The following is a 20,221-nucleotide window of genomic DNA, read 5'->3' as shown; positions in this document are numbered from 1 at the left end:
GGAGAGAGGAATAAATAGGAGGCGAGTTTGGATGGATATATTAGCTATACCTACGATCGGATTCTTCGTCGTCTTGTTAGGGATCCTTTTCTTATTCGGCGAAATTCTCGTTCGAACAAAAGGGATTTTTGGCCTTATAGGAATATTGATCTTAACCTTATATTTCAGCTTCCATCTTACTTCTACCGTATCGATTATATGGATGGCACTTGTATTTGCAGTAGGCTTAGGATTAGTCGTCCTTGACGGAAAATTATTGAACGATGGGACATTTGGCATAATTGGTCTCTTAATTATGGTTACTGCAGTAGCATTACCATCACCTACTTTTTTATATGGACTTCTAGTTTCAAGTGGTTTTCTTCTAGGAGCAGCCGCATCATTTCTGTTCTTAAAAGTATTTACGCCCCGAAAGATGTGGACGAAGATGACTTTAACTGATCGGTTGAGTGGTGAATTTGGGTATAACTCAATGAATAGTGAATACAAGGATCTAGTTGGGCATACCGCAAAAGCAATTACACCGTTTAGACCGAGTGGAACGATTGAAGTAAATAATAAAAAATACAGCGCTGTTTCAGTTGGAAGATGGATAAATGAAGGCACGTCCGTAACGATTACAGATGTAGACGGTACGAGAATTCTTGTGGAAGAAAAAGTGAACGATGAAACACAACCTGTGTAATACAAATGCCCCTGGGAATTCCCGGGGGCATTTTTTTATTGAATTATTTAGTTTCTTCAGGACGCTTTTTTGGAAGCGGGATTTCTTTAATCACCATAAATAGGAGCATCGTTGCAACTAGCCAATAAAGTAAAAAGCCGAAAGGTACTTGCGTGCGTAACAAACTCATTATCGCAAAAAACAAAGTGGGAATGGTAACCGCATACGCTGAGAGTACCCACAATTGCTTATAGGAAACTTTTCTTTGTGTAATGTTTTTCAACAGCAAACCAATTGTCGCAAGCACAGTAACCCCGATGAACTTAAGTCCTGTTTGAAGAAGATAAACGACAAAAATAACAAGAGGAATAAAAATTGGTAGTAAATCGTCGAGGTTCTCTGAAAGCTCTATCACTTCCTGTTTTGTAAAGCTCATCGTACTAAAATTATTATAACTAAACTCTTGAACCGTACCGGAGTCTTTGATAATCATGCGATCTCCTAAAAATGCGGTAACCGACTGATATCTTTCTATATCATCAGGTTTTGTCTCGCCTGTAGTATCAAAAAGGAACGTGTCGCCGTTATCCTTTTTAATAAACGGTTCGTCTTGGTCACTAGATAACTCCCCTTCGACTAACTCGAAGTCCGGTACATCTTTAATATGAGATTTTAGTTCACCGTACGCATTTGTAAATGTGACAGTGGTAAGTATTCCAACTGGAACAGATGCGATTGCCATTAAAAGGAATACATAGAGAATGGGCTTTCCTAGTTTTTGGAAGCGGAAACGCGCCATCATCTTTGGAGAATACAAACTATAAAAGAGTTGCTTAAATATGTTCAAAATCAAATCTCCTTCCATGAATTACACAAACCTCTAAACTAGTTTAGCTTATTAACCTCTTGGGGAACAATATACTCGTTCAAACTTTTTTCCCTATGCAAATAATTTTTAAGAAATCTATATTTAGTCTTTACAAAAGAAAGGGTGATGTAGATAATAGACAAGGGACTTTGTTGAGTATTGTCGAAAATAATAAAATGGTGCAAGGGGTTGAAAAGATGGAACTCAACGTTCAGGAGATGATCTTTCAATTTGTGGGAGGTCTAGGAATTTTCCTGTTTGGACTTAAGTATATGGGTGATGGCCTTCAAAGATCTGCGGGCGATCGGTTAAGAGATATATTGGACCGATTTACAACGAACCCTTTTATGGGTGTTTTAGCGGGGATAGTTGTTACTATCTTATTACAAACTAGCTCAGGCACTACGGTTCTTACAGTAGGACTAGTAAATGCAGGGTTTATGACTCTCAGACAGGCTATCGGGGTCATAATGGGTGCAAACATAGGAACAACCGTAACGGCATTCATTATTGGTATACCTATTAAAGATTACGCATTACCAATAATCTTTATTGGTGCAGCATTAATCTTCTTTGTTAAAAAGAAAAAGATTACGTACCTTGGACAAATCATATTTGGTTTTGGTGGATTATTCTATGGTTTAGAACTGATGAGTAATGGTATGAAACCACTAAGAAGTCTTCAAGCGTTCCAAGACCTTACTGTTAGTATGAGTGACAATCCATTATTAGGGGTAGTCATTGGTACCGTATTTACAGTCATTGTACAGAGTTCGAGTGCGACTATTGGTGTTCTTCAAAGCTTATTCTCTCAGGATGCTATGTCGCTTCAAGCTGCTATGCCAGTACTATTTGGAGATAACATAGGAACAACCGTAACGGCTGTTTTAGCATCAATTGGTGCCTCAGTAGCAGCAAGAAGAGCAGCTCTTACTCATGTTATATTTAATTTAATTGGTACAACAGTCTTCTTGATTATTTTATCACTGTACACACCGTTTATTTCATATATCCAAGGTGTACTAAACTTAAATGCAGAAATGACAATAGCATTTGCGCATGGTATCTTTAATGTTTCTAATACAATCATTCAGTTCCCATTCATCGCTTTACTTGCTGTATTAGTAACAAAAATTATCCCTGGTGATGATACTGCTATTGAATATAAGCCAAAGCACCTTGATCCAGTCTTTATTGAACGATCTCCATCTGTTGCGCTTGGTCAGGCAAAAGAAGAAGTTATCCGAATGAGCGAGTTTGCTTATAAAGGTGTTAAAGAAGCTTCGAAATATGTGACTTCAAAAGATCAGAAGAGTGCAGAAAAGACTGCTCAGTATGAAGAAGCTATTAATAACTTAGATACTAAAATAACAGACTATTTAATCCAACTGTCGGCAACTTCTCTTTCTGGTGAAGAATCAACTCGTCACGGTATGTTGATGGACTCTGTACGTGATATTGAACGTATAGGAGATCACATGGAAAATATCGTTGAACTTGCAGATTATCAACTTAGTAATAAAGTGAAGATGACTGAGGGTGCGATGAAAGACCTTGATGACATGTTTGAGTTAACTCTCACAACCCTTCAACAAGCATTCGATGCTTTAGATAATTGGGATACTGAGAAAGCTCAAGAAGTTGTGAAGTTAGAAGATAAAATAGATAAGATGGAAAGAACCCTTCGTAAACAGCATATTTTAAGATTGAACGAAGGCGAGTGCACGGGTAGTGCAGGAATCGTTTTTGTCGATATGATCAGTAATCTAGAGCGTATCGGCGACCATGCTGTGAATATTGCAGAAGCAGTTATTGGAGAAGAGTAATGATGGTCAGGGCTTATGTAGCCCTGACTTTTTTTATACTATATAATAGAAGAAAAAGGGGGGGGAGTTTATGACTATCTTATATTGGATAATCATTGCAGCACTTTTCTTAATTGCATTTATTGGACTAATTTATCCAATTATTCCTTCTGTGTTGTTTATTTACATAGGATTCTTTGTTTATGGATTTTTATTTGAGTTCGGATCAATGACACTTTCTTTTTGGATCATTGAAATCTTGTTGACTTCTCTATTGTTCCTTGCTGACTATGCCAGCAATTTATTTGGTGTAAAGAAATACGGTGGATCAAAAGCGGCTATTTGGGGGAGCACATTTGGTTTACTTCTTGGTCCATTTGTTATACCGTTTCTTGGAATCATCCTTGGCCCATTTATTGGTGCGGTTGGTGCAGAGTTAGTCTTTCATCGTAAACCCATAAAAGAGGCTGTTAAAGTAGGAGTAGGGTCTTTACTTGGTTTCCTTGGAGGAGCATTAATGAAGGGGGTTATTCAAGCAGCGATGATCATAATCTTTTTGGTCTATATCCTATAGAAATCTTGATAGAGAAACGAAACCGTGCTATAGTAATTTCATCGCTGATTTTTCAGCCAAGAAAATTATATTGCAAAAGTTATTGACATTAAATCTACTGCTGTGATATAGTTATTCTTGTCGTTAAGAGAGATTATTCCACAGTAGCTCAGTGGTAGAGCTATCGGCTGTTAACCGATCGGTCGTAGGTTCGAATCCTACCTGTGGAGCCATATGGCGGTGTAGCTCAGCTGGCTAGAGCGTACGGTTCATACCCGTGAGGTCGGGGGTTCGATCCCCTCCGCCGCTACCATATAATTTCACGATACCTCATGGCGGTTGTGGCGAAGTGGTTAACGCACCGGATTGTGATTCCGGCATTCGTGGGTTCAATTCCCATCAGCCGCCCCATTAATTACATACGGACCCTTAGCTCAGCTGGTTAGAGCTGACGGCTCATAACCGTCCGGTCGCAGGTTCGAGTCCTGCAGGGTCCACCAAAGTGCTCGGAGGAATACCCAAGTCTGGCTGAAGGGATCGGTCTTGAAAACCGACAGGGGCTTAACGGCCCGCGGGGGTTCGAATCCCTCTTCCTCCGCCATTTATTTCTTTCACAGCAAGAGAAAGAAACAGTGCACAGCATATAAAAGCAAGTGCAGATTCAATCATTCATATCGTCGCGGGATGGAGCAGTTCGGTAGCTCGTCGGGCTCATAATCCGAAGGTCGCAGGTTCAAATCCTGCTCCCGCAACCATAGTCAAATTTTAACTACGTCGATTAACCTTCGAAGTTAAAATTTAATCGTAGTCCCTTTAGGGGCAACCTAAACTCATAATTAGTGATTACTCTCTATGACTTAAAAGCACGCTACATAATCTAAACTATAGCTTCACTTGTTTTAATTACTATTTGAGAACATACATATTGATTCGGCTCTGTAGCTCAGTCGGTAGAGCAACGAGCAAAACATCATTGAATATCCGACGAGTTGTCCCGACACAGCAAGCTTCGAAGCATTGCTAGAAGAGGAAGGGGCAGTGGTATACACATTACAAACTGATGGACAAATTAACAAACTCGGCTCTGTAGCTCAGTCGGTAGAGCAACGAGCAAAACATCATTGAATATCCGACGAGTTGTCCCGACACAGCAAGCTTCGAAGGATTGCTAGAAGAGGAAGGGACAGTGGTTTTACACATTACAAACTGATGGACAAATTAACAAACTCGGCTCTGTAGCTCAGTCGGTAGAGCAGTGGACTGAAAATCCACGTGTCGGCGGTTCGATTCCGTCCGGAGCCACCATTATTAAATCGATTCACCACCTATCAGGTGGTTTTTTTATGTTTATTATCCTTTAAACGTGGAAATATAAAAAGTGGCTAGGCGATTAGGTGTTAATCATTTGAAAACAGTGGATAAATCTGCTACTGTAAAAATGTGATACATCGTAATCACGCCTTGTGACAATGAACGTCTAGTCACTTGGAGTTACATACTTTTAAAGGAGGAGATTTACAATGGCTAAATTTGAACTACCACAACTACCTTACGATTTTAACGCACTAGAACCACATATTGACGAAGAAACAATGAAGATCCACCACGGTAAACACCATAATGCTTATGTAACAAAGCTTAACGGTGCACTTGAGGGTCACGATAATCTAGCAGACAAGAGCCTTGAAGATCTTCTTGGCAACCTGGATGCTGTACCAGAAGGTATTCGTACTGCTGTAAGAAACAATGGTGGCGGACATGCTAACCATACTCTTTTCTGGCAAGTACTTAGCCCAAATGGCGGCGGAGAGCCATCAGGTGACCTAAGCGAAGCAATCAAAAAGAAATACGGTAGCTTTGAAAGCTTTAAAGACGAATTCGCTAGTGCTGCTGCTGGACGTTTTGGTTCAGGTTGGGCATGGCTAGTCGTTAAAGGCGGAGAGCTAGAAATTACAAGTACTCCAAACCAAGATACTCCTGTAATGGAAGGAATTACTCCAATTCTTGGGTTAGACGTTTGGGAGCACGCGTACTACCTTAAATATCAAAACAAGCGTCCAGATTACATTAGTGCATTCTGGAATGTTGTTAACTGGGATGAAGTAGCTAAGCGTTACGAAGCTGCAAAATAATCTTTAATAATAAACCCTGGCGATTATGCCAGGGTTTTATTTATGACTCTATTACTGTATACATACTTCCGAGATGACTTAAAATATATTGGATAACTGCATCTGTTACCAAACATCCGTCACAGTAATCATAAGGACTAGAAACAAGAATCTGGTTCTCTCTACGTGATATGAATAGTGAAGATACCGCAATCGAATTTTTTTCTTCATTAAATGTATAACGATGACCGGTTTTTATAGCTTTACTATCTATTTCGATAACAAGGTTATTCAATATTTGATCGGGAATAACTTCCCCTCTATAGATGAAATAATACATAGAACTCTCCTTTCAAAAACATCTTGCCCTTTTGTATTCTTTCGCATAACGAACAAGAATTAATACAAAATAAGGATGGAGGAAAAAAGGGGAGTTCGCTATGAAAGTTCTTAAACATGTGATGGGTGATATAGAAGTTACAAAAGACCTACTTTTGCTATTAACGATAGGTGGATTATATGCCTTGAGCATCGCACTATCCAATACGTTCGTCAACGTATATTTATGGAAGCAAACCGGTGAATTTGCGGACATTGGGATATATAATTTATCTGTAGTCATAAGCCAACCACTCACATTTATTTTAGCCGGTAGATGGGCTAAAAAGATGGACCGGGTGATTGTTCTCAGAATCGGAGTTATATTCCTAGCGCTGTTTTATATTACAGTCCTTTTCTTAGGGCAAAATGCAGGGCACTTGCTTATTTTACTAGGGGCATTATTAGGAATCGGATTCGGCTTTTACTGGTTAGCATTCAATGTCTTAACTTTTGAAATAACTGAACCAGATACGAGAGATTTTTTTAATGGCTTTCTTGGACTACTCACTTCATTTGCGGGGATGATCGGTCCTATCTTTGCGGGGTTTGTCATTTCAAGCCTTGAATCTTATACAGGATATAAGATTATATTTGGTGTATCGTTACTACTCTTTTTTGCTGCAGTGATATTGAGTTTTTTCTTAAAGCGACGATCTGCCAAAGGGAATTTCTCATTTATGAGAGTTTTTAATGAACGTAAATCCAACAGCGATTGGTTAAATGTTCTCCATGCCCATTTTTTTCAAGGGCTACGAGAAGGAACATTCATTTTTATCATAGCTGTTCTTGTATTTATTACGACTGGTAGTGAACTTGCGATCGGCACGTTTGGGTTAGTTAACTCAGCTGTATCGTTTCTAGTTTATTATTTAGCCACACGTCTAATAAAACCACGATTCCGCATTAAGGCAATATTATATGCAGGAACGATGTTATATCTCTCTGTGTTCATCCTAACACTCGACTTAACCTTCCCTCGATTGCTTATATATGGAATATGTATTTCGATTGCTTACCCAATCTTTTTTGTGCCTTATGTGTCTCTAACGTATGATGTCATCGGCAAAGCATGGAATGCTGCTGAGATGAGAATAGAGTATATCGTTGTGAGAGAAGTTTATCTAAATTTAGGCAGAATCGTATCAATAACAATATTTCTTATTGCAATTTCCATTTCAAAGGACACTGAAATTGTTCCCTTTCTATTGTTGATCTTAGGTATAGGTCATTCTGTTATTTACCTTTTTTATCGAAAACTTAAAATTGTTAAGGCGTTTAATGAAAAGTCAGCATCAAAGCCTGCGCAATAGCTCGTTAGACCCTTTACAATCTGACTATCACTAAGTATAGTAAATAAATATGGGATAGGGCACCTGTACTCTACAGGTGTCTAATTGTGTTTTGAAAGGAAGAATAGCGTGAACCATCATAAAAAGAAGAAGAACCATGTACCTATGAGGTTAAATATATTGTTTTTATCAGTATTTGTTTTATTCTCCGTGCTCGTCTTACGCTTAGGTGTCATTCAAATTGTTGAAGGTGAAGAATACGAACGAGTATCTGAACAAACTGAAAATGTTACGGCAGAGTCTAGTGCACCAAGAGGGAAAATGTATGACCGGTATGGACGAGTTCTTGTGGACAATAACCCTCAATTTGCCCTCACTTACATAAGGACCCAAAACACGAATCAACAGGAAAGGTTAAATCTTGCTAAAAAGCTTGCAGAATATATAGATAAAGACCCTGAAGACGTAACGGATCGTGATTTAAAGGATTACTGGATCGTAACCCGCCCTGATAAAGCGAAAGAGAAACTTTCAGAGAAAGAGTGGGACGAGTTGGATTCATCAGATGCATATAAGCTTCAAATAGAGCGAATTACTGAAGAAGATCTAGCTGAAATTAAAAATGATGCTACAGAATTAGAGGTAGCTGCTATAAAAAGAGCAATGGATAATGGCTATGCATTATCATCTCAAACGATAAAAATGGATTTATCTGAAGATGAAATCGCTCGAGTGAGTGAGAATCTTGGTGAATTACCAGGAGTTGATATTTCTGCAGATGCGACGCGGGAATATCCATATGGTGAGACCCTACAGACGATCTTTGGAAATGTGGGACATATTCCTCGTGAAAGTTTAAGTTTTTACAGAATGAGAGACTATGACAGAAATGATCAAGTAGGCGTGAGTTATCTTGAAAAGCAATATGAAGAATTCCTGAAAGGACAAAAAGAAAAACAAAAGTTTGTAACAGATAAAACCGGTGAACCAATCGGAGAACCAGAAGTGATAGAAGGGCAGCGAGGCAATGATCTTGTTCTTTCTATCGATATTGATCTACAGCAAAAAGTAGAAAAGATCCTCGAAGAAGAATTGCGATCTGCGAGAAAGTACGGAGCAACTAGAGGATATGTTGTGATGATGGACCCTGATACGGGAGAAGTCCTTTCGATAGCGGGAAAAAGTTACAATAATGGAAAGTTTATAGGAAGAACGTTCGGAGTAATCGGAGATTCATATGCGATGGGCTCCACCATAAAGGGCGCCACTGTGCTAACCGGATATCAATATGATGTAATCGATCCTAATAGTAGACTAGTAGATGAGGTGCTTCGTTTTTCTGATGGGAGGACGAAATCTTCCTATACTTCAAGGGCTATGGGCAGAATATCAGATCTAGTTGCACTACAAAAATCATCCAACGTCTACATGTTTAAGATTGCAATGATGATGGCAGGGTATGATTATGAGCCAAAGAAGCGTAGTAGTTACGACCCGGAAGCCTACAACAAAATGAGAGAGTCATTTTCTCAATTTGGACTGGGGGTACCGACTGGTATCGATCTTCCTGGTGAAAGCGCAGGGCTTAACGGAGGAATCGGCCAATTTGGTAATCTACTCGACTTATCGATAGGGCAATACGATACGTATACTCCAATGCAAATGGCTCAATACATTTCAACGATTGCAAATGGCGGATACCGTATTAAACCACATCTATTAAAAGAAGTACATGAGCCATCCGAAACTGAATCGCTGTCAAACACGATTCTTTATCAAAATACACCGAATGTATTAAATAAAGTGAAGATGAGTAAAGAAGAAGTAGAACACATCCAAAGAGGTATGTGGATGGTCATGAATACTAAAGAAGGTACGGCAGGTACGAACTATAATTTCTTCCAGAGTGATGATTATGTAGCTGCTGGGAAAACGGGTACTGCTCAGATAGGTGAAGATTACAATTTAACACTAGTTGGATTTGCTCCTTATCAAGATCCTGAAGTTGCTTTTTCAGTTGTTGTCCCTGAAGTGAATGATTCGAGTTCAGATTTTGTTAATAAGAGAATCGGAGGAAGAATCTTAGATGCTTACTTTGAACTAAAGAATCAGGCAAAAACTCCTAGTGGTAGTAAAGATAAAAAAGAAAATGAGGAATAAAATAAAAACCGCAGAGATGCGGTTTTTATTTTTTTGATTGGGTAAAGTAAGTGATAATCTAGTCGAGAATCATGTATTTTCGACAATGATTCTCAAAAACATGCACAAAAAACAGCTTTTCTACACGGATTATTTACACTATCTTTACAATCGGTTTATATGTCATTAATAATCAAGCTGTATTCTTGTAATTGTGGTTGAGAGGTCAGTAGGAGTCCTAATGACCCATAAAAAACACATCCATTTAGGGGGAAAGAGCACATGAAGTTTAAAAACATCGCATTAATGCTAGTAATGTCATTCGTATTGGTATTGGCTGCAGCTTGTGGAAACAATACAGGCGGTGAGTCTGGTAACGGAGAAGAATTATCTGGAGATGTTATGGTAGACGGTTCTTCCACAGTATTCCCGATTTTTGAAGCTCTTGCTGAAGAATACGCTGCTGTTCAACCTAAAGTAAAAGTAAGTGTTGGTGTTTCCGGTTCTGGCGGAGGATTTGAAAAGTTCTCTAACGGTGAAACTGACATGAGTAACGCTTCTCGTCCGATTAAGGAAGAAGAAGTTTCAGCGCTAGAAGAAGCTGGTATTGACTACACTGAATTCGAAGTTGCTAAAGATGGTCTTACAATCGTAGTAAACTCAGAAAACGACTGGGTAGACAAGATGACAATCGATCAACTTAAGCAAGTATGGACTGGTAAAGCTACAATGTGGAGTGACATTAACTCTGAATGGCCTGAAGAAGAAATCAAGCTATATAGCCCAGGAACTGACTCTGGTACTTATGATTATTTCAATGAAGTTGTTCTAGAAGAAGAACAAATGAATAAAGAAGCTACACTTTCTGAAGACGATAACGTTCTTGTAAACGGCGTTACAGGTTCTAAAAATGGTATGGCTTTCTTCGGATATGCTTACTATCTTGAAAACAAAGAAAACCTTAATGTTGTACCAATTGTAAACGGCGAAGGCGAAGCAATCGAGCCTAGTGCTGAAACTATTCAAGACGGAACTTACGAGCCACTTTCTCGTCCGCTATACAACTATGTTAAGCACTCTGCTGTAAAAGACGACGCTGCAGTGTATGACTTTAGTAAGTATGCACTTGAAAATGCTGGTGCGATGGCAGATGCTGTTGGTTACGTAGCACTTCCTGAAGAAAAGTATACAGAAGCACTTGAAAAGCTAGATGAAATTGCAGGAAAGTAATGAATTAAATTAAAACGGGTGTAGTGAGGAGTAAAAGCTCCTCACTTTAACCTGTTTTGCTCTTGTGTGAGGGGGAGTATTAGAATGGAAAGATCTATTCGTCAGATGATAAAAGATAAAAAAGAAAAGCAAAAAACTCGTCTAAATTTCATGGAGAAACTAGTTCCAGGATTATTACTTTTATGTGCAATCCTTTCAGTACTTACTACGTTAGGGATTGTCTTTACGTTGATTGTAGAAACCTTCACGTTCTTTAATCGGGTTTCTATTATAGAATTCTTTACAAACAAAGATTGGTATCCGTTCTTTGAAGGTGATCCTGATTACGGTATTTGGCCACTTATCTCAGGTACACTTATGATAACTGGAATTGCTATGTTGGTTGCTATTCCATTTGGATTAGCTGCTGCCATTTATTTGAGTGAATATGCAACTGATCGTGTAAGACGATTTATTAAACCGATTCTAGAAGTATTAGCGGGAATCCCAACGATCGTTTATGGATTCTTTGCTTTAACTTTTGTGACACCTGTATTGCAAAATGTTATTCCGAGTCTCCCTGTGTTCAATGCACTAAGCCCTGGTATTGTAGTGGGTATCATGATTATACCAATGGTCGCTTCGCTTTCTGAAGATGCTATGAGTTCAGTACCAAATGCAATTAGAGAGGGTGCTCTCGGACTAGGTGCAACACGTTTTGAAGTTGCAGTGAAAGTCGTTCTACCTGCAGCATTGTCTGGGATTATCGCTTCATTCGTGTTAGCCATTTCACGTGCAATCGGTGAAACAATGATTGTAACGGTAGCGGGTGGTGCTACTCCGAAACTGACAATGGATGTTACTGAGTCAATTCAAACAATGACTTCATATATCGTTCAAGTTAGTCTTGGAGATGCAGGATTTGGTACAACGATCTACTATAGTATCTATGCAGTAGGGATGACGCTGTTCTTATTCACCCTAATCATGAACCTCATCGCTCAATATATTTCTCGTAGATTTAGGGAGGAATACTAATGCAATTAATCGATCAGGCAAAAGTTAAAAAAAATATGCAATCGAGGTTAACAAAGAACAACATTCTAAAAGGGGTCTTTTTTGGGGCTACTCTTTTTGCACTCGTTGTTTTAGTTATCCTTTTATATCGGATATTCACTCAAGGAATTGGTTATTTAGATTTACAATTCTTCCAAAACTTCGCATCACGATTCCCTGAAAAAGCTGGGATAAAGGCTGCCTTTTTCGGTTCTTTATGGGTGATGGCAGTAATTGCGCCCGTTTCATTAATCATTGGAGTTGGGACAGCGATTTATCTTGAAGAATACGCAAAGAAGAATCGGTTTACTACCTTTATTCAGTTGAACATCTCAAACTTAGCAGGTGTTCCTTCCATTGTATTTGGTTTGCTCGGTCTTACTGTTTTTGTTCGTATGCTTGAGATGGGCCGCAGTGTACTTGCAGGTGGGTTAACGATGAGCTTATTGATTCTACCTATTATCGTGGTAGCAGCACAAGAAGCAATTCGTTCTGTACCAAAGGAGTTAAGAGAAGCTTCCTTCGCTATGGGAGCAACGAAGTGGCAAACCATTCGAAGAGTCGTATTGCCTGCATCCATTCCTGGGATCTTGACAGGTGGAATATTGGCACTATCGAGAGCAATTGGGGAAACAGCCCCATTGCTTATGATCGGTGCACTTACGTTCGTTGCTTATCTACCTGAAAACCTTCTATCTGGGTTTACGGTTATGCCAATTCAGATTTTTAACTGGACAAGTCGTCCACAGACTGAATTCCACGATGTAGCAGCTGCAGGAATCATTGTGCTACTTGTTATGCTATTGATCATGAATTCAATTGCTGTGTTAATTCGTAATAAATTTTCAAAACGATTATAAGAGAAGTCATGCTCTAATCATCAACATGAAAAGGGGAATAGTATCATGAAAACGATTATGGATGAAAAAAAGGTCCAAAAAGCTCCTCGCAAGGAAGTAGAACAGAAAAAAGATGGTCAGCCTGTATATAGCATTGAGAACTTTAACCTTTGGTATGGAAAAGACCAGGCGTTAACTGATATTAGCTTTGATATTCCAGAACACCAGGTTACAGCAATTATCGGACCATCTGGTTGCGGTAAATCAACCTTCATTAAAGCACTTAACCGTATGGTAGAAATGGTTCCAATCGTGAAGATGTCTGGTGACATCAAATACCGAGACAACAACATTTTTGATAATAAATATAAAGTAGAAGATCTTCGTACAAAAGTGGGAATGGTTTTTCAAAAGCCAAACCCATTTCCAAAATCCATTTATGAGAACGTGGTTTATGGGCCGAAGATTCACGGAATTAAGAATAAAAAAGTACTTGATGAAATCGTAGAGAAAAGCTTAAAAGGTGCAGCTCTATGGGAAGAAGTAAAGGATCGATTAAATGAGAATGCGTACGGTCTATCTGGAGGACAACAACAGCGTCTTTGTATCGCGCGTTGTCTTGCGATCGAACCAGACGTAATCTTGATGGATGAGCCAACATCCGCTCTTGACCCTATTTCCACACTAAAAGTTGAGGAACTTGTTCAGGAATTGAAGAAAGAATTCAGTATCATCATCGTTACGCATAACATGCAGCAGGCAGCTCGAATCTCTGACAAAACTGCGTTCTTCCTTAACGGTGAAGTGGTTGAGTTTTCTGACACGAACAAACTGTTTTCTAATCCATCAGATAAGCGCACAGAAGACTATATTACTGGCCGTTTCGGTTAAAAATTTCGGGGGTGACTGTATATGGTAGTTAGAGAAAATTTTCAAGAACAACTAGATGAAATCAAAGCTCAACTTTTAGAGCTAGGTTCTCTTGCTCAGCTCGCTGTTGATGATTCGATAAAAGCATTGAAAAATCAAGATGTAGAGAAAGCTCTTGAAATCATCGATAATGATCACAAAATTAATGAGCTAGAAGAAGAGATTAACGAAAAAGTAATCTGGCTTATTGCAAAAGAGCAACCTCTTGCTTCAGATTTACGTCGTTTAATTTCCGCGCTAAAGATTTCTACTGATGTAGAACGAGTAGGTGATTTGGCTGTTAACATCGCAAAGTCGATCATCCGAATCGGCGATAAACCTTTCGTAAAACCAATTGAGGAAATACCTGCTCTTGCTGAAAAAGCAAACAACATGCTAAGAGAAGTGTTGTCTTCTTTCTATGAAGAAGATGTGAATCAAGCGAAAGATGTAGCGGATGCTGATGACGAAATCGATAATATGTATGGACGCTTAGTAAAAGAGCTACTAGAGCTTATGACTAAATACCCTGATAGCATCAGTCAAATCCAGCAATTAGCATTCATCTGTCGTTACATTGAAAGAATCGGTGATCACTGTACGAACATTTCAGAAAGTGTCATTTACGTTGTGAAAGGTAAACGATACGACTTGAACTCATAATAAGAAATCCACCTGCCTTTAGAGGAGGTGGATTTTTTTGTGATTCTTTCTTCCTTCCTCTAGTAATCTCTCGACTCTTTATGAAATACACTAAACTAGATGGTGGACGAGGAGGGACGAGATGCCAAGACACTTAGTGATTGGGAATGGGCAGCTCTTGATCAACATGGATCAATTCTTGCAAATTCGAGATATTTTCTACCCTTATGTAGGTCAGCAAAATCATGTACAAGGACATGCGAACAGAATTGGAGTTTGGGTTGATGGGAAATTTTCTTGGCTCCACTCATCAGAATGGGAAATTAACCCCAATTATGATGAAGACACGCTGGTCACGTATAGTACAGCTTATCACCCTCATCTTGGTTTAAAGCTCATATTTGAAGAAGGTGTACACCAACGAGAAATGTTGATGATTCGGAAGATTACGATTCAAAATCTAGAAGAGAAAAACAAAGAAGTCCGATTGTTCTTCCACCAAGATTTAAATATTTATGAAACGGAAGTGGGGGATACCGCATATTATTGTCCGGATACAAAATCGATTATTCATTATAAAAGATATAGGTATTTTCTTTTTAATGGAGAGGTGGATGGCGCTGGGATCGAACAATATACAACTGGCGTGAAGCGATTCCAAGCAGCAGAAGGTACGTGGCGAGATGCTGAGGATGGCCACTTGCATGTGAATCCCATTGCACAAGGGTCTGTAGATAGTACCTTCTCTCTCGAAACCAAAATTGCTGGGAAAGCTGAGACTACTGCGTATTATTGGATGACTGTTGGAAGAACAAAAGAAGAAGTCAGCAATCTTCATGCGTATGTTAGTGAGATTGGCACCCGACTAACCCTCGAGAAAATTCGCATGTATTGGAATAGGTGGGTAAACAAATCGATTATTCCTGAATCTGACTTAAGTCCAGAGCTATTATCACTCTATAAACGTAGCCTTTTGATCGTTCGAACCCAAACGAATCAGAATGGAACAATCATTGCAGCCAATGACTCAGATATCCTTCATTATAATCGTGACCATTATAGCTATATGTGGCCAAGGGATGGGGCACTTGTTGCCGCTTCTTTATCAAAGGCTGGTTATCATGGTATGGTATCAAACTTCTATCGATGTTGCGCTGAACTATTGTCTGTAGAAGGATACCTTCACCATAAATATAATCCTGATGGATCGGTAGGTTCAAGTTGGCATCCTTATATCGACCGAACAGGTTCTTCGCAACTTCCTATTCAAGAAGATGAGACAGCACTAGTCTTATGGGCATTCTGGGAACATTATCAGTCGACAGGGGATATTGAATTTGCACAATCGCTCTATAAATACCTTATTCGTCCTGGAGCGAGGTTTTTACTGGATTACATGGATGACTCTCTGGATTTACCTTTCCCATCATATGACTTATGGGAAGAGCGTCTAGGGGTGTTTAGTTTTACAGCTGCTGCTACGTATGGCGGTCTTATGGCAGCTCACTCATTTGCAACCCTTTTCGGTGAAGATGATCGTGCAGAAAGCTATTTTGCAGGTGCTGAAAAAATAAAAAAAGGGATCGAAAAACACCTCTATGATCAGGATCGATCGTGTTTTATTAGAGGAATTTATACAAACAGTGAAACAGAAGAAATTACAAAAGATTATACGATCGAAAGCAGTGTCTTTGGGCTTTTTGCCTTTGGAGTTCTACCACCTGATGATCCTAGGATGGTCAAGACAATGGAATTAATAGAAGAGCGTCTTTCTGTAAAAACATCTGTCGGTGGTATAGCGCGTTACGTTAGCGATTATTACTTTCAACAATCACAAAATGTTGAAGAAGTTCCAGGGAACCCGTGGATTATTTGTACATTATGGATGGCGAAATGGAAGATCGCACGAGCGAAAACGATCGAAGAGCTAGCAAAAGCTAAGGTACACCTCGAGTGGGCACAGCGTCATTCCCTTTCAAGTGGAATTCTTCCTGAGCAAGTAAACCCTTATACAGGAAAGCCACTTTCGGTCGCGCCACTTACCTGGTCACACTCGACTTATGTTGATGTTGTTAAAGATTATATTGAAAAATATAAAGCTCTATCTAACCATTAAAAACAACTTGATAGAACGGAAATTGTTTGTTATCATAATAAAGTATGTTGTTAAATGAACAGTTTGATAGGATTTGGAGGGATATTCATGCGCGTACAAATTACATTGGCTTGCACTGAAACTGGCGATCGTAACTACATTACTACTAAGAACAAACGTACAAACCCAGATCGTCTTGAACTTAAAAAATATAGCCCAAGACTAAAGAAACACACGTTACATCGCGAAACAAAGTAAGCAGTAGGTTATCCTACTGCTTTTTTATTTGTCATTTTTCCCTTAAACTGATAGTAACCACGTAAAAGGGAGAGGGACCAATGCAAACAAAACATAAATGGCGTACAGAAATGAAGGATCGATTGAAGGAGCTTTCCGAGGATGAGAAGAGCAAATACGACCATCAGCTTTTAGAACAACTATTTACATATGAGCCTTATAAGAGTGCGAATACGATTGGGTTAACCATTGCTATGAAAAATGAAGTGGACACGAGGAAAATTATTGAGCATGCTTGGTCAGTTGGCAAAAAAGTAGCTGTACCAAAATGCCATCCAGAAGATAAAACAATGACATTTCGTTATTTAACTAGTTGGAATGAGTTAGAAACAGTGTATTTCGGCTTGCAAGAACCAAAACCAGAAGTAACTGAAGAATGCTCACCAGAAGAGATTCAGTTATTGATCGTTCCTGGCCTGTTGTTTGATGAAAGAGGGTATCGTATTGGGTTTGGAGGAGGCTATTATGACAGGTTTCTTCAGCACTATCACAACTCTACAGTTTCTTTAGCTTATGATATTCAATTAGTCAAAGAATTACCTGTCGAGCCATTTGACCTTCCCGTTGGAGCTCTTATTACTGATAAAAAGATCTTATCCTTCACATGATTATCCTTTATTCTGTCATTTGTATTGTCGCGGGGGTACTCGGGCTCAGAATGGATGCATTAAATAAAATGGGTGCCTTAGCCTCGGTTATTGTAGGAACAGCTGTAGCGTTTGGTTTTGGCTGGAGAGGATTAGTTCTCCTCGGCGTATTTTTTGTGACTTCAACAGGTTGGAGCAAATACAAATGCGAACGAAAAAACACTATCAACCAAATTGTGGTAAAAGGAGCAGCGAGAGACGAGGCTCAAGTTTTCGCTAACGGGGGTGCTGCAGCATTTGCTGGACTAATGATGGGGATTTTTCCTTCCACATGGTGGTTAGCTTTTTTTATTTCTGCTCTAGCGACATCGATCGCAGATACATGGGCTTCAGAAATAGGTGTGCTCTCAAAAAAACCTCCATTTCATATTCTGAATCTTAAATTAGTACCTAGAGGAACATCCGGAGCTGTAAGTATCCTAGGATTTCTAGCCTCGATCGTAGCAGCCTCATTATTATCGGGAGTCGGTTTTCTTCTTTTTGGATTTTCCTCTTCCCTATTCCTTGCCGCAACATTCGCTGGAATACTAGGTTGCTTATTAGACACAATCATCGGTGCTACAATCCAGGAAGAGTTCTACTGTGAACGTTGCGAGATAAAAACTGAACACCACTATCATTGTGGTCACAAAACGATTCAAACACGAGGAGTACGTGGTATAAATAATGATGCTGTAAACATAATTTCTTCTGTGTGCGGAGGTCTAGCAGGAGGTGTTTGGTTTTTATGAGAATATGTGGCGTGTTATTAGCCGGAGGAGCATCACGTAGGTTTGGTAGTGATAAAGCGTTCATAGACTATGAAGGTGTTCCTTTCTATTCAAAGATATTGAATGAACTAGAATTACATGTGAACGAAAGCATTGTCGTGACAAAGCCTGAGCTAATAAATAGGTTCCAAATCCTTAAGAAAGTAGAAGTTATAACGGATGAACAGAATTTGTCTGGAAACGGCCCATTAGCAGGGATGTTGACGGCGATGAATACAAAGAAAGCAGCCAATTACGTTGTCGTTGCTTGCGATATGCCACTTGTAACTGCTGAACTCTTTTCTAAACTTTTAGATGAAGCGGAGCGTTATCCAAATGCGGATGCTATTATTCCAGTAGCAAATGGTCGCATTCAGCCGTTATGTGCAGTGTACAGATATGCGTGTAAAGAGATGATCGACCAGAAACTACAACTTGGTAGCAAGCGTGTTATGGATGTTTTAGAACAGTTGAACACTCGATATGTAGCGTTTAATGAGTCATCACATTTGTTTAGTAATGTTAATACAAAAGAAGACTATACTGAAATCCGAAGGGGGAGAGAGGGATGAGTCAATACCAGCGTTATTCACGTCAGATGTTATTCTCTCAAATTGGAGAAGAGGGTCAAAAGAAGTTTGGTGATACGAGTATTTTGATCGTTGGAATGGGCGCACTTGGAACTGCGATAGCCAATCATATGGTAAGAGCGGGTTTTGGGAAAGTTAGAATCGTTGATCGTGATTATGTTGAGAAAAGTAATTTGCAAAGACAAATGCTATTTGACGAGAATGATGTAGAAGCTGCATTACCTAAAGCGGTGGCTGCTAAAAATAAGCTCGAAAAGATGAATTCAGAAGTAACGATTGAGGCGATTACTGCTGATGTGGATGCTTCAAACATCATTGAGTTATTAGATGGAATCGATATGGTCATGGATGGTACCGATAATTTTTCGACTCGTTTTTTATTGAATGATGCAGCATTTAAGACAGGTGTGCCTTACGTTTATGGAGGTGCTGTTAGTTCGAGGGGAATGACTGCACTCTTCATTCCGGGCGAAACACCTTGTTTACGATGCTTCATACAAGGCTCTGATTCTACTACTGGCGAGACGTGTGATACGATTGGTGTCATATCACCTATTGTTGATGTTATCGCGTCATATCAAGTGACAGAAGCAATGAAATACGTCGTAGGTGCCCATGACAAACTTACTCGTTGCTTACTCACAGTTGATTTATGGAACAACCACACGTATTCAATGAAGTATTCGTCCCCTAAAGCAGACTGCAAAGCTTGTCAGAAGAAGGAGTATCCTGCATTACACCATGGCGCCACAGATAATATAGCTTCACTTTGTGGGAGAGAAACGATACAGATTAAGATTGAAAAGACCTTTGATCTAACAGAATGGTCGAACAAGTTAGAGAATATAGCTAAAGTAAAGAAAACACCGTTCCTACTTAAAGCAGAACTCGAAGAAGGGGAGAGGTTAGTTATTTTCCCCGACGGGCGAGTACTTGTTCAAGGTACGAGCGACAGTGGTCGTGCGAAAGCTCTTTATTCTAGGTATATAGGCATGTAACGGAGCACCAAAGTATACTGGTGCTTTTTTCATTTTTGTATGGCATTATTTTGTCTTGACAGACTAAAGTATCAGGTATAAAATATCAGTATTACTTAAACGCGCAAAAGCATAAAAGCACAAAAGTTATGATTCAGTCGAGTAGCTTATGATGAGCAGCAGCAGAGACCCGTTGGTAGGTGTGAATCGGGGCAATCATGAAGTGAACTTACAGCTGAGGAACTTGGTGAAAATACACCCGGCAATCCTGTCGTTATGATGGAACTTGAGAGGACAGCATTTGCTGTCAACTAGGGTGGTACCGCGATCAAATTCGTCCCTTCTTTTTAGAAGGGATTTTTTTATGGGAAAAATAGTGTTAGGACAAACTGAGTAATAGT

The 20,221-nt window shown here is 39.4% G+C and carries 18 protein-coding genes, 7 tRNA genes and 1 other annotated feature; of the genes, 24 read left to right on the top strand and 1 reads right to left on the bottom strand.

The features are described from left to right. The first annotated feature begins 31 nt into the window (after nucleotides 1–31). Nucleotides 32–685: an NfeD family protein gene (locus LCM09_RS02055; protein ID WP_224878452.1), complete on the top strand. Its 654-nt coding sequence runs from the start codon at nucleotides 32–34 to the stop codon at nucleotides 683–685. A 43-nt stretch (nucleotides 686–728) separates the two neighbouring features. On the opposite strand, the gene LCM09_RS02050 is transcribed toward LCM09_RS02055, so the two are convergent. Then, on the bottom strand, nucleotides 729–1,511 hold the full coding sequence (locus LCM09_RS02050) for a DUF1189 domain-containing protein (protein WP_224878451.1): 783 nt from the start codon (nucleotides 1,509–1,511) through the stop codon (nucleotides 729–731). 218 nt (nucleotides 1,512–1,729) lie between these two features. Here LCM09_RS02050 and LCM09_RS02045 point away from each other — a divergent pair, with 218 nt between their 5' ends. From LCM09_RS02045 to LCM09_RS01935, 23 genes are all read left to right on the top strand, one after another. Next, complete coding sequence (locus tag LCM09_RS02045) at nucleotides 1,730–3,358, top strand: Na/Pi cotransporter family protein (RefSeq protein ID WP_224878450.1); 1,629 nt, start codon at nucleotides 1,730–1,732, stop codon at nucleotides 3,356–3,358. Nucleotides 3,359–3,428: 70 nt separating this feature from the next. Continuing rightward, nucleotides 3,429–3,911, top strand: coding sequence for a DUF456 domain-containing protein (locus tag LCM09_RS02040; RefSeq protein WP_224878449.1), 483 nt, complete (start codon nucleotides 3,429–3,431; stop codon nucleotides 3,909–3,911). A gap of 137 nt (nucleotides 3,912–4,048) precedes the next feature. Continuing rightward, a tRNA-Asn gene (locus LCM09_RS02035) sits at nucleotides 4,049–4,123 on the top strand. A gap of 3 nt (nucleotides 4,124–4,126) precedes the next feature. Next, nucleotides 4,127–4,203 (top strand) — tRNA-Met (locus tag LCM09_RS02030). 22 nt (nucleotides 4,204–4,225) lie between these two features. Continuing rightward, nucleotides 4,226–4,301 (top strand) — tRNA-His (locus LCM09_RS02025). Between the two features lie 12 nt (nucleotides 4,302–4,313). Further along, nucleotides 4,314–4,390, top strand: a tRNA-Ile gene (locus LCM09_RS02020). An 8-nt stretch (nucleotides 4,391–4,398) separates the two neighbouring features. Beyond that, a tRNA-Ser gene (locus LCM09_RS02015) sits at nucleotides 4,399–4,491 on the top strand. 77 nt (nucleotides 4,492–4,568) lie between these two features. Continuing rightward, a tRNA-Met gene (locus tag LCM09_RS02010) sits at nucleotides 4,569–4,645 on the top strand. Between the two features lie 474 nt (nucleotides 4,646–5,119). Next, nucleotides 5,120–5,195: transfer RNA gene (locus LCM09_RS02005), tRNA-Phe, on the top strand. Between the two features lie 215 nt (nucleotides 5,196–5,410). Then, complete coding sequence (locus LCM09_RS02000; protein WP_224878448.1) at nucleotides 5,411–6,022, top strand: superoxide dismutase; 612 nt, start codon at nucleotides 5,411–5,413, stop codon at nucleotides 6,020–6,022. A gap of 419 nt (nucleotides 6,023–6,441) precedes the next feature. Next, on the top strand, nucleotides 6,442–7,692 hold the full coding sequence (locus tag LCM09_RS01995; RefSeq protein ID WP_224878447.1) for an MFS transporter: 1,251 nt from the start codon (nucleotides 6,442–6,444) through the stop codon (nucleotides 7,690–7,692). Nucleotides 7,693–7,836: 144 nt separating this feature from the next. After that, nucleotides 7,837–9,831, top strand: a complete 1,995-nt coding sequence (locus LCM09_RS01990; RefSeq protein ID WP_263622856.1) for a peptidoglycan D,D-transpeptidase FtsI family protein — start codon at nucleotides 7,837–7,839, stop codon at nucleotides 9,829–9,831. Nucleotides 9,832–10,092: 261 nt separating this feature from the next. Continuing rightward, nucleotides 10,093–11,040 (top strand): PstS family phosphate ABC transporter substrate-binding protein, encoded by a 948-nt coding sequence (locus tag LCM09_RS01985; RefSeq protein WP_224878444.1) that lies wholly within the window; start codon nucleotides 10,093–10,095, stop codon nucleotides 11,038–11,040. Between the two features lie 84 nt (nucleotides 11,041–11,124). Continuing rightward, the gene (gene pstC / locus LCM09_RS01980) at nucleotides 11,125–12,057 is read left to right on the top strand and encodes a phosphate ABC transporter permease subunit PstC (RefSeq protein WP_224878442.1); all 933 of its coding nucleotides are present in this window, start codon (nucleotides 11,125–11,127) and stop codon (nucleotides 12,055–12,057) included. Next, nucleotides 12,057–12,935 carry a phosphate ABC transporter permease PstA gene (gene pstA, locus LCM09_RS01975; RefSeq protein ID WP_224878440.1) on the top strand — a complete coding sequence of 293 codons (879 nt, stop codon included), beginning with the start codon at nucleotides 12,057–12,059 and terminating at the stop codon, nucleotides 12,933–12,935. Before pstC ends, pstA begins: the two co-directional genes overlap by 1 nt. A gap of 45 nt (nucleotides 12,936–12,980) precedes the next feature. Further along, a complete protein-coding gene (gene pstB / locus LCM09_RS01970) occupies nucleotides 12,981–13,805 on the top strand; it encodes a phosphate ABC transporter ATP-binding protein PstB (RefSeq protein WP_224878438.1) in 825 nt (274 codons plus the stop codon). 21 nt (nucleotides 13,806–13,826) lie between these two features. Further along, nucleotides 13,827–14,486: a phosphate signaling complex protein PhoU gene (gene phoU / locus LCM09_RS01965; RefSeq protein ID WP_224878436.1), complete on the top strand. Its 660-nt coding sequence runs from the start codon at nucleotides 13,827–13,829 to the stop codon at nucleotides 14,484–14,486. A gap of 121 nt (nucleotides 14,487–14,607) precedes the next feature. Then, on the top strand, nucleotides 14,608–16,581 hold the full coding sequence (locus LCM09_RS01960; RefSeq protein WP_224878434.1) for a glycoside hydrolase family 15 protein: 1,974 nt from the start codon (nucleotides 14,608–14,610) through the stop codon (nucleotides 16,579–16,581). 87 nt (nucleotides 16,582–16,668) lie between these two features. Next, nucleotides 16,669–16,818: a 50S ribosomal protein L33 gene (rpmG, locus tag LCM09_RS01955; protein ID WP_136947542.1), complete on the top strand. Its 150-nt coding sequence runs from the start codon at nucleotides 16,669–16,671 to the stop codon at nucleotides 16,816–16,818. Nucleotides 16,819–16,898: 80 nt separating this feature from the next. After that, complete coding sequence (locus LCM09_RS01950; protein WP_224878432.1) at nucleotides 16,899–17,465, top strand: 5-formyltetrahydrofolate cyclo-ligase; 567 nt, start codon at nucleotides 16,899–16,901, stop codon at nucleotides 17,463–17,465. Next, a complete protein-coding gene (locus tag LCM09_RS01945) occupies nucleotides 17,462–18,235 on the top strand; it encodes a DUF92 domain-containing protein (protein ID WP_224878430.1) in 774 nt (257 codons plus the stop codon). The genes LCM09_RS01950 and LCM09_RS01945 overlap by 4 nt, the downstream gene beginning before the upstream one ends. Next, nucleotides 18,232–18,825: a molybdenum cofactor guanylyltransferase gene (gene mobA, locus LCM09_RS01940; protein WP_224878428.1), complete on the top strand. Its 594-nt coding sequence runs from the start codon at nucleotides 18,232–18,234 to the stop codon at nucleotides 18,823–18,825. The genes LCM09_RS01945 and mobA overlap by 4 nt, the downstream gene beginning before the upstream one ends. After that, nucleotides 18,822–19,841: a ThiF family adenylyltransferase gene (locus tag LCM09_RS01935; RefSeq protein WP_224878425.1), complete on the top strand. Its 1,020-nt coding sequence runs from the start codon at nucleotides 18,822–18,824 to the stop codon at nucleotides 19,839–19,841. Before mobA ends, LCM09_RS01935 begins: the two co-directional genes overlap by 4 nt. Nucleotides 19,842–19,960: 119 nt before the next feature. Further along, nucleotides 19,961–20,165 (top strand) — a binding site (T-box leader). The last annotated feature ends 56 nt before the right edge of the window (nucleotides 20,166–20,221 follow it).

The organism is Guptibacillus algicola, assembly GCF_020171805.1.
GTDB lineage: Bacteria > Bacillota > Bacilli > Bacillales > Guptibacillaceae > Guptibacillus > Guptibacillus algicola.
This window is presented reverse-complemented; position numbering and strand designations above follow the sequence as displayed.

Bases quoted from the DNA above. Each gene is read 5' to 3' on its own strand.
- LCM09_RS02055 (WP_224878452.1), top strand. From the start codon at position 32: ATGGATATATTAGCTATACCTACGATCGGATTCTTCGTCGTCTTGTTA.
- LCM09_RS02045 (WP_224878450.1), top strand. From the start codon at position 1,730: ATGGAACTCAACGTTCAGGAGATGATCTTTCAATTTGTGGGAGGTCTA.
- LCM09_RS02040 (WP_224878449.1), top strand. From the start codon at position 3,429: ATGACTATCTTATATTGGATAATCATTGCAGCACTTTTCTTAATTGCA.
- LCM09_RS02000 (WP_224878448.1), top strand. From the start codon at position 5,411: ATGGCTAAATTTGAACTACCACAACTACCTTACGATTTTAACGCACTA.
- LCM09_RS01995 (WP_224878447.1), top strand. From the start codon at position 6,442: ATGAAAGTTCTTAAACATGTGATGGGTGATATAGAAGTTACAAAAGAC.
- LCM09_RS01990 (WP_263622856.1), top strand. From the start codon at position 7,837: ATGAGGTTAAATATATTGTTTTTATCAGTATTTGTTTTATTCTCCGTG.
- LCM09_RS01985 (WP_224878444.1), top strand. From the start codon at position 10,093: ATGAAGTTTAAAAACATCGCATTAATGCTAGTAATGTCATTCGTATTG.
- pstC (WP_224878442.1), top strand. From the start codon at position 11,125: ATGGAAAGATCTATTCGTCAGATGATAAAAGATAAAAAAGAAAAGCAA.
- pstA (WP_224878440.1), top strand. From the start codon at position 12,057: ATGCAATTAATCGATCAGGCAAAAGTTAAAAAAAATATGCAATCGAGG.
- pstB (WP_224878438.1), top strand. From the start codon at position 12,981: ATGAAAACGATTATGGATGAAAAAAAGGTCCAAAAAGCTCCTCGCAAG.
- phoU (WP_224878436.1), top strand. From the start codon at position 13,827: ATGGTAGTTAGAGAAAATTTTCAAGAACAACTAGATGAAATCAAAGCT.
- LCM09_RS01960 (WP_224878434.1), top strand. From the start codon at position 14,608: ATGCCAAGACACTTAGTGATTGGGAATGGGCAGCTCTTGATCAACATG.
- rpmG (WP_136947542.1), top strand. From the start codon at position 16,669: ATGCGCGTACAAATTACATTGGCTTGCACTGAAACTGGCGATCGTAAC.
- LCM09_RS01950 (WP_224878432.1), top strand. From the start codon at position 16,899: ATGCAAACAAAACATAAATGGCGTACAGAAATGAAGGATCGATTGAAG.
- LCM09_RS01945 (WP_224878430.1), top strand. From the start codon at position 17,462: ATGATTATCCTTTATTCTGTCATTTGTATTGTCGCGGGGGTACTCGGG.
- mobA (WP_224878428.1), top strand. From the start codon at position 18,232: ATGAGAATATGTGGCGTGTTATTAGCCGGAGGAGCATCACGTAGGTTT.
- LCM09_RS01935 (WP_224878425.1), top strand. From the start codon at position 18,822: ATGAGTCAATACCAGCGTTATTCACGTCAGATGTTATTCTCTCAAATT.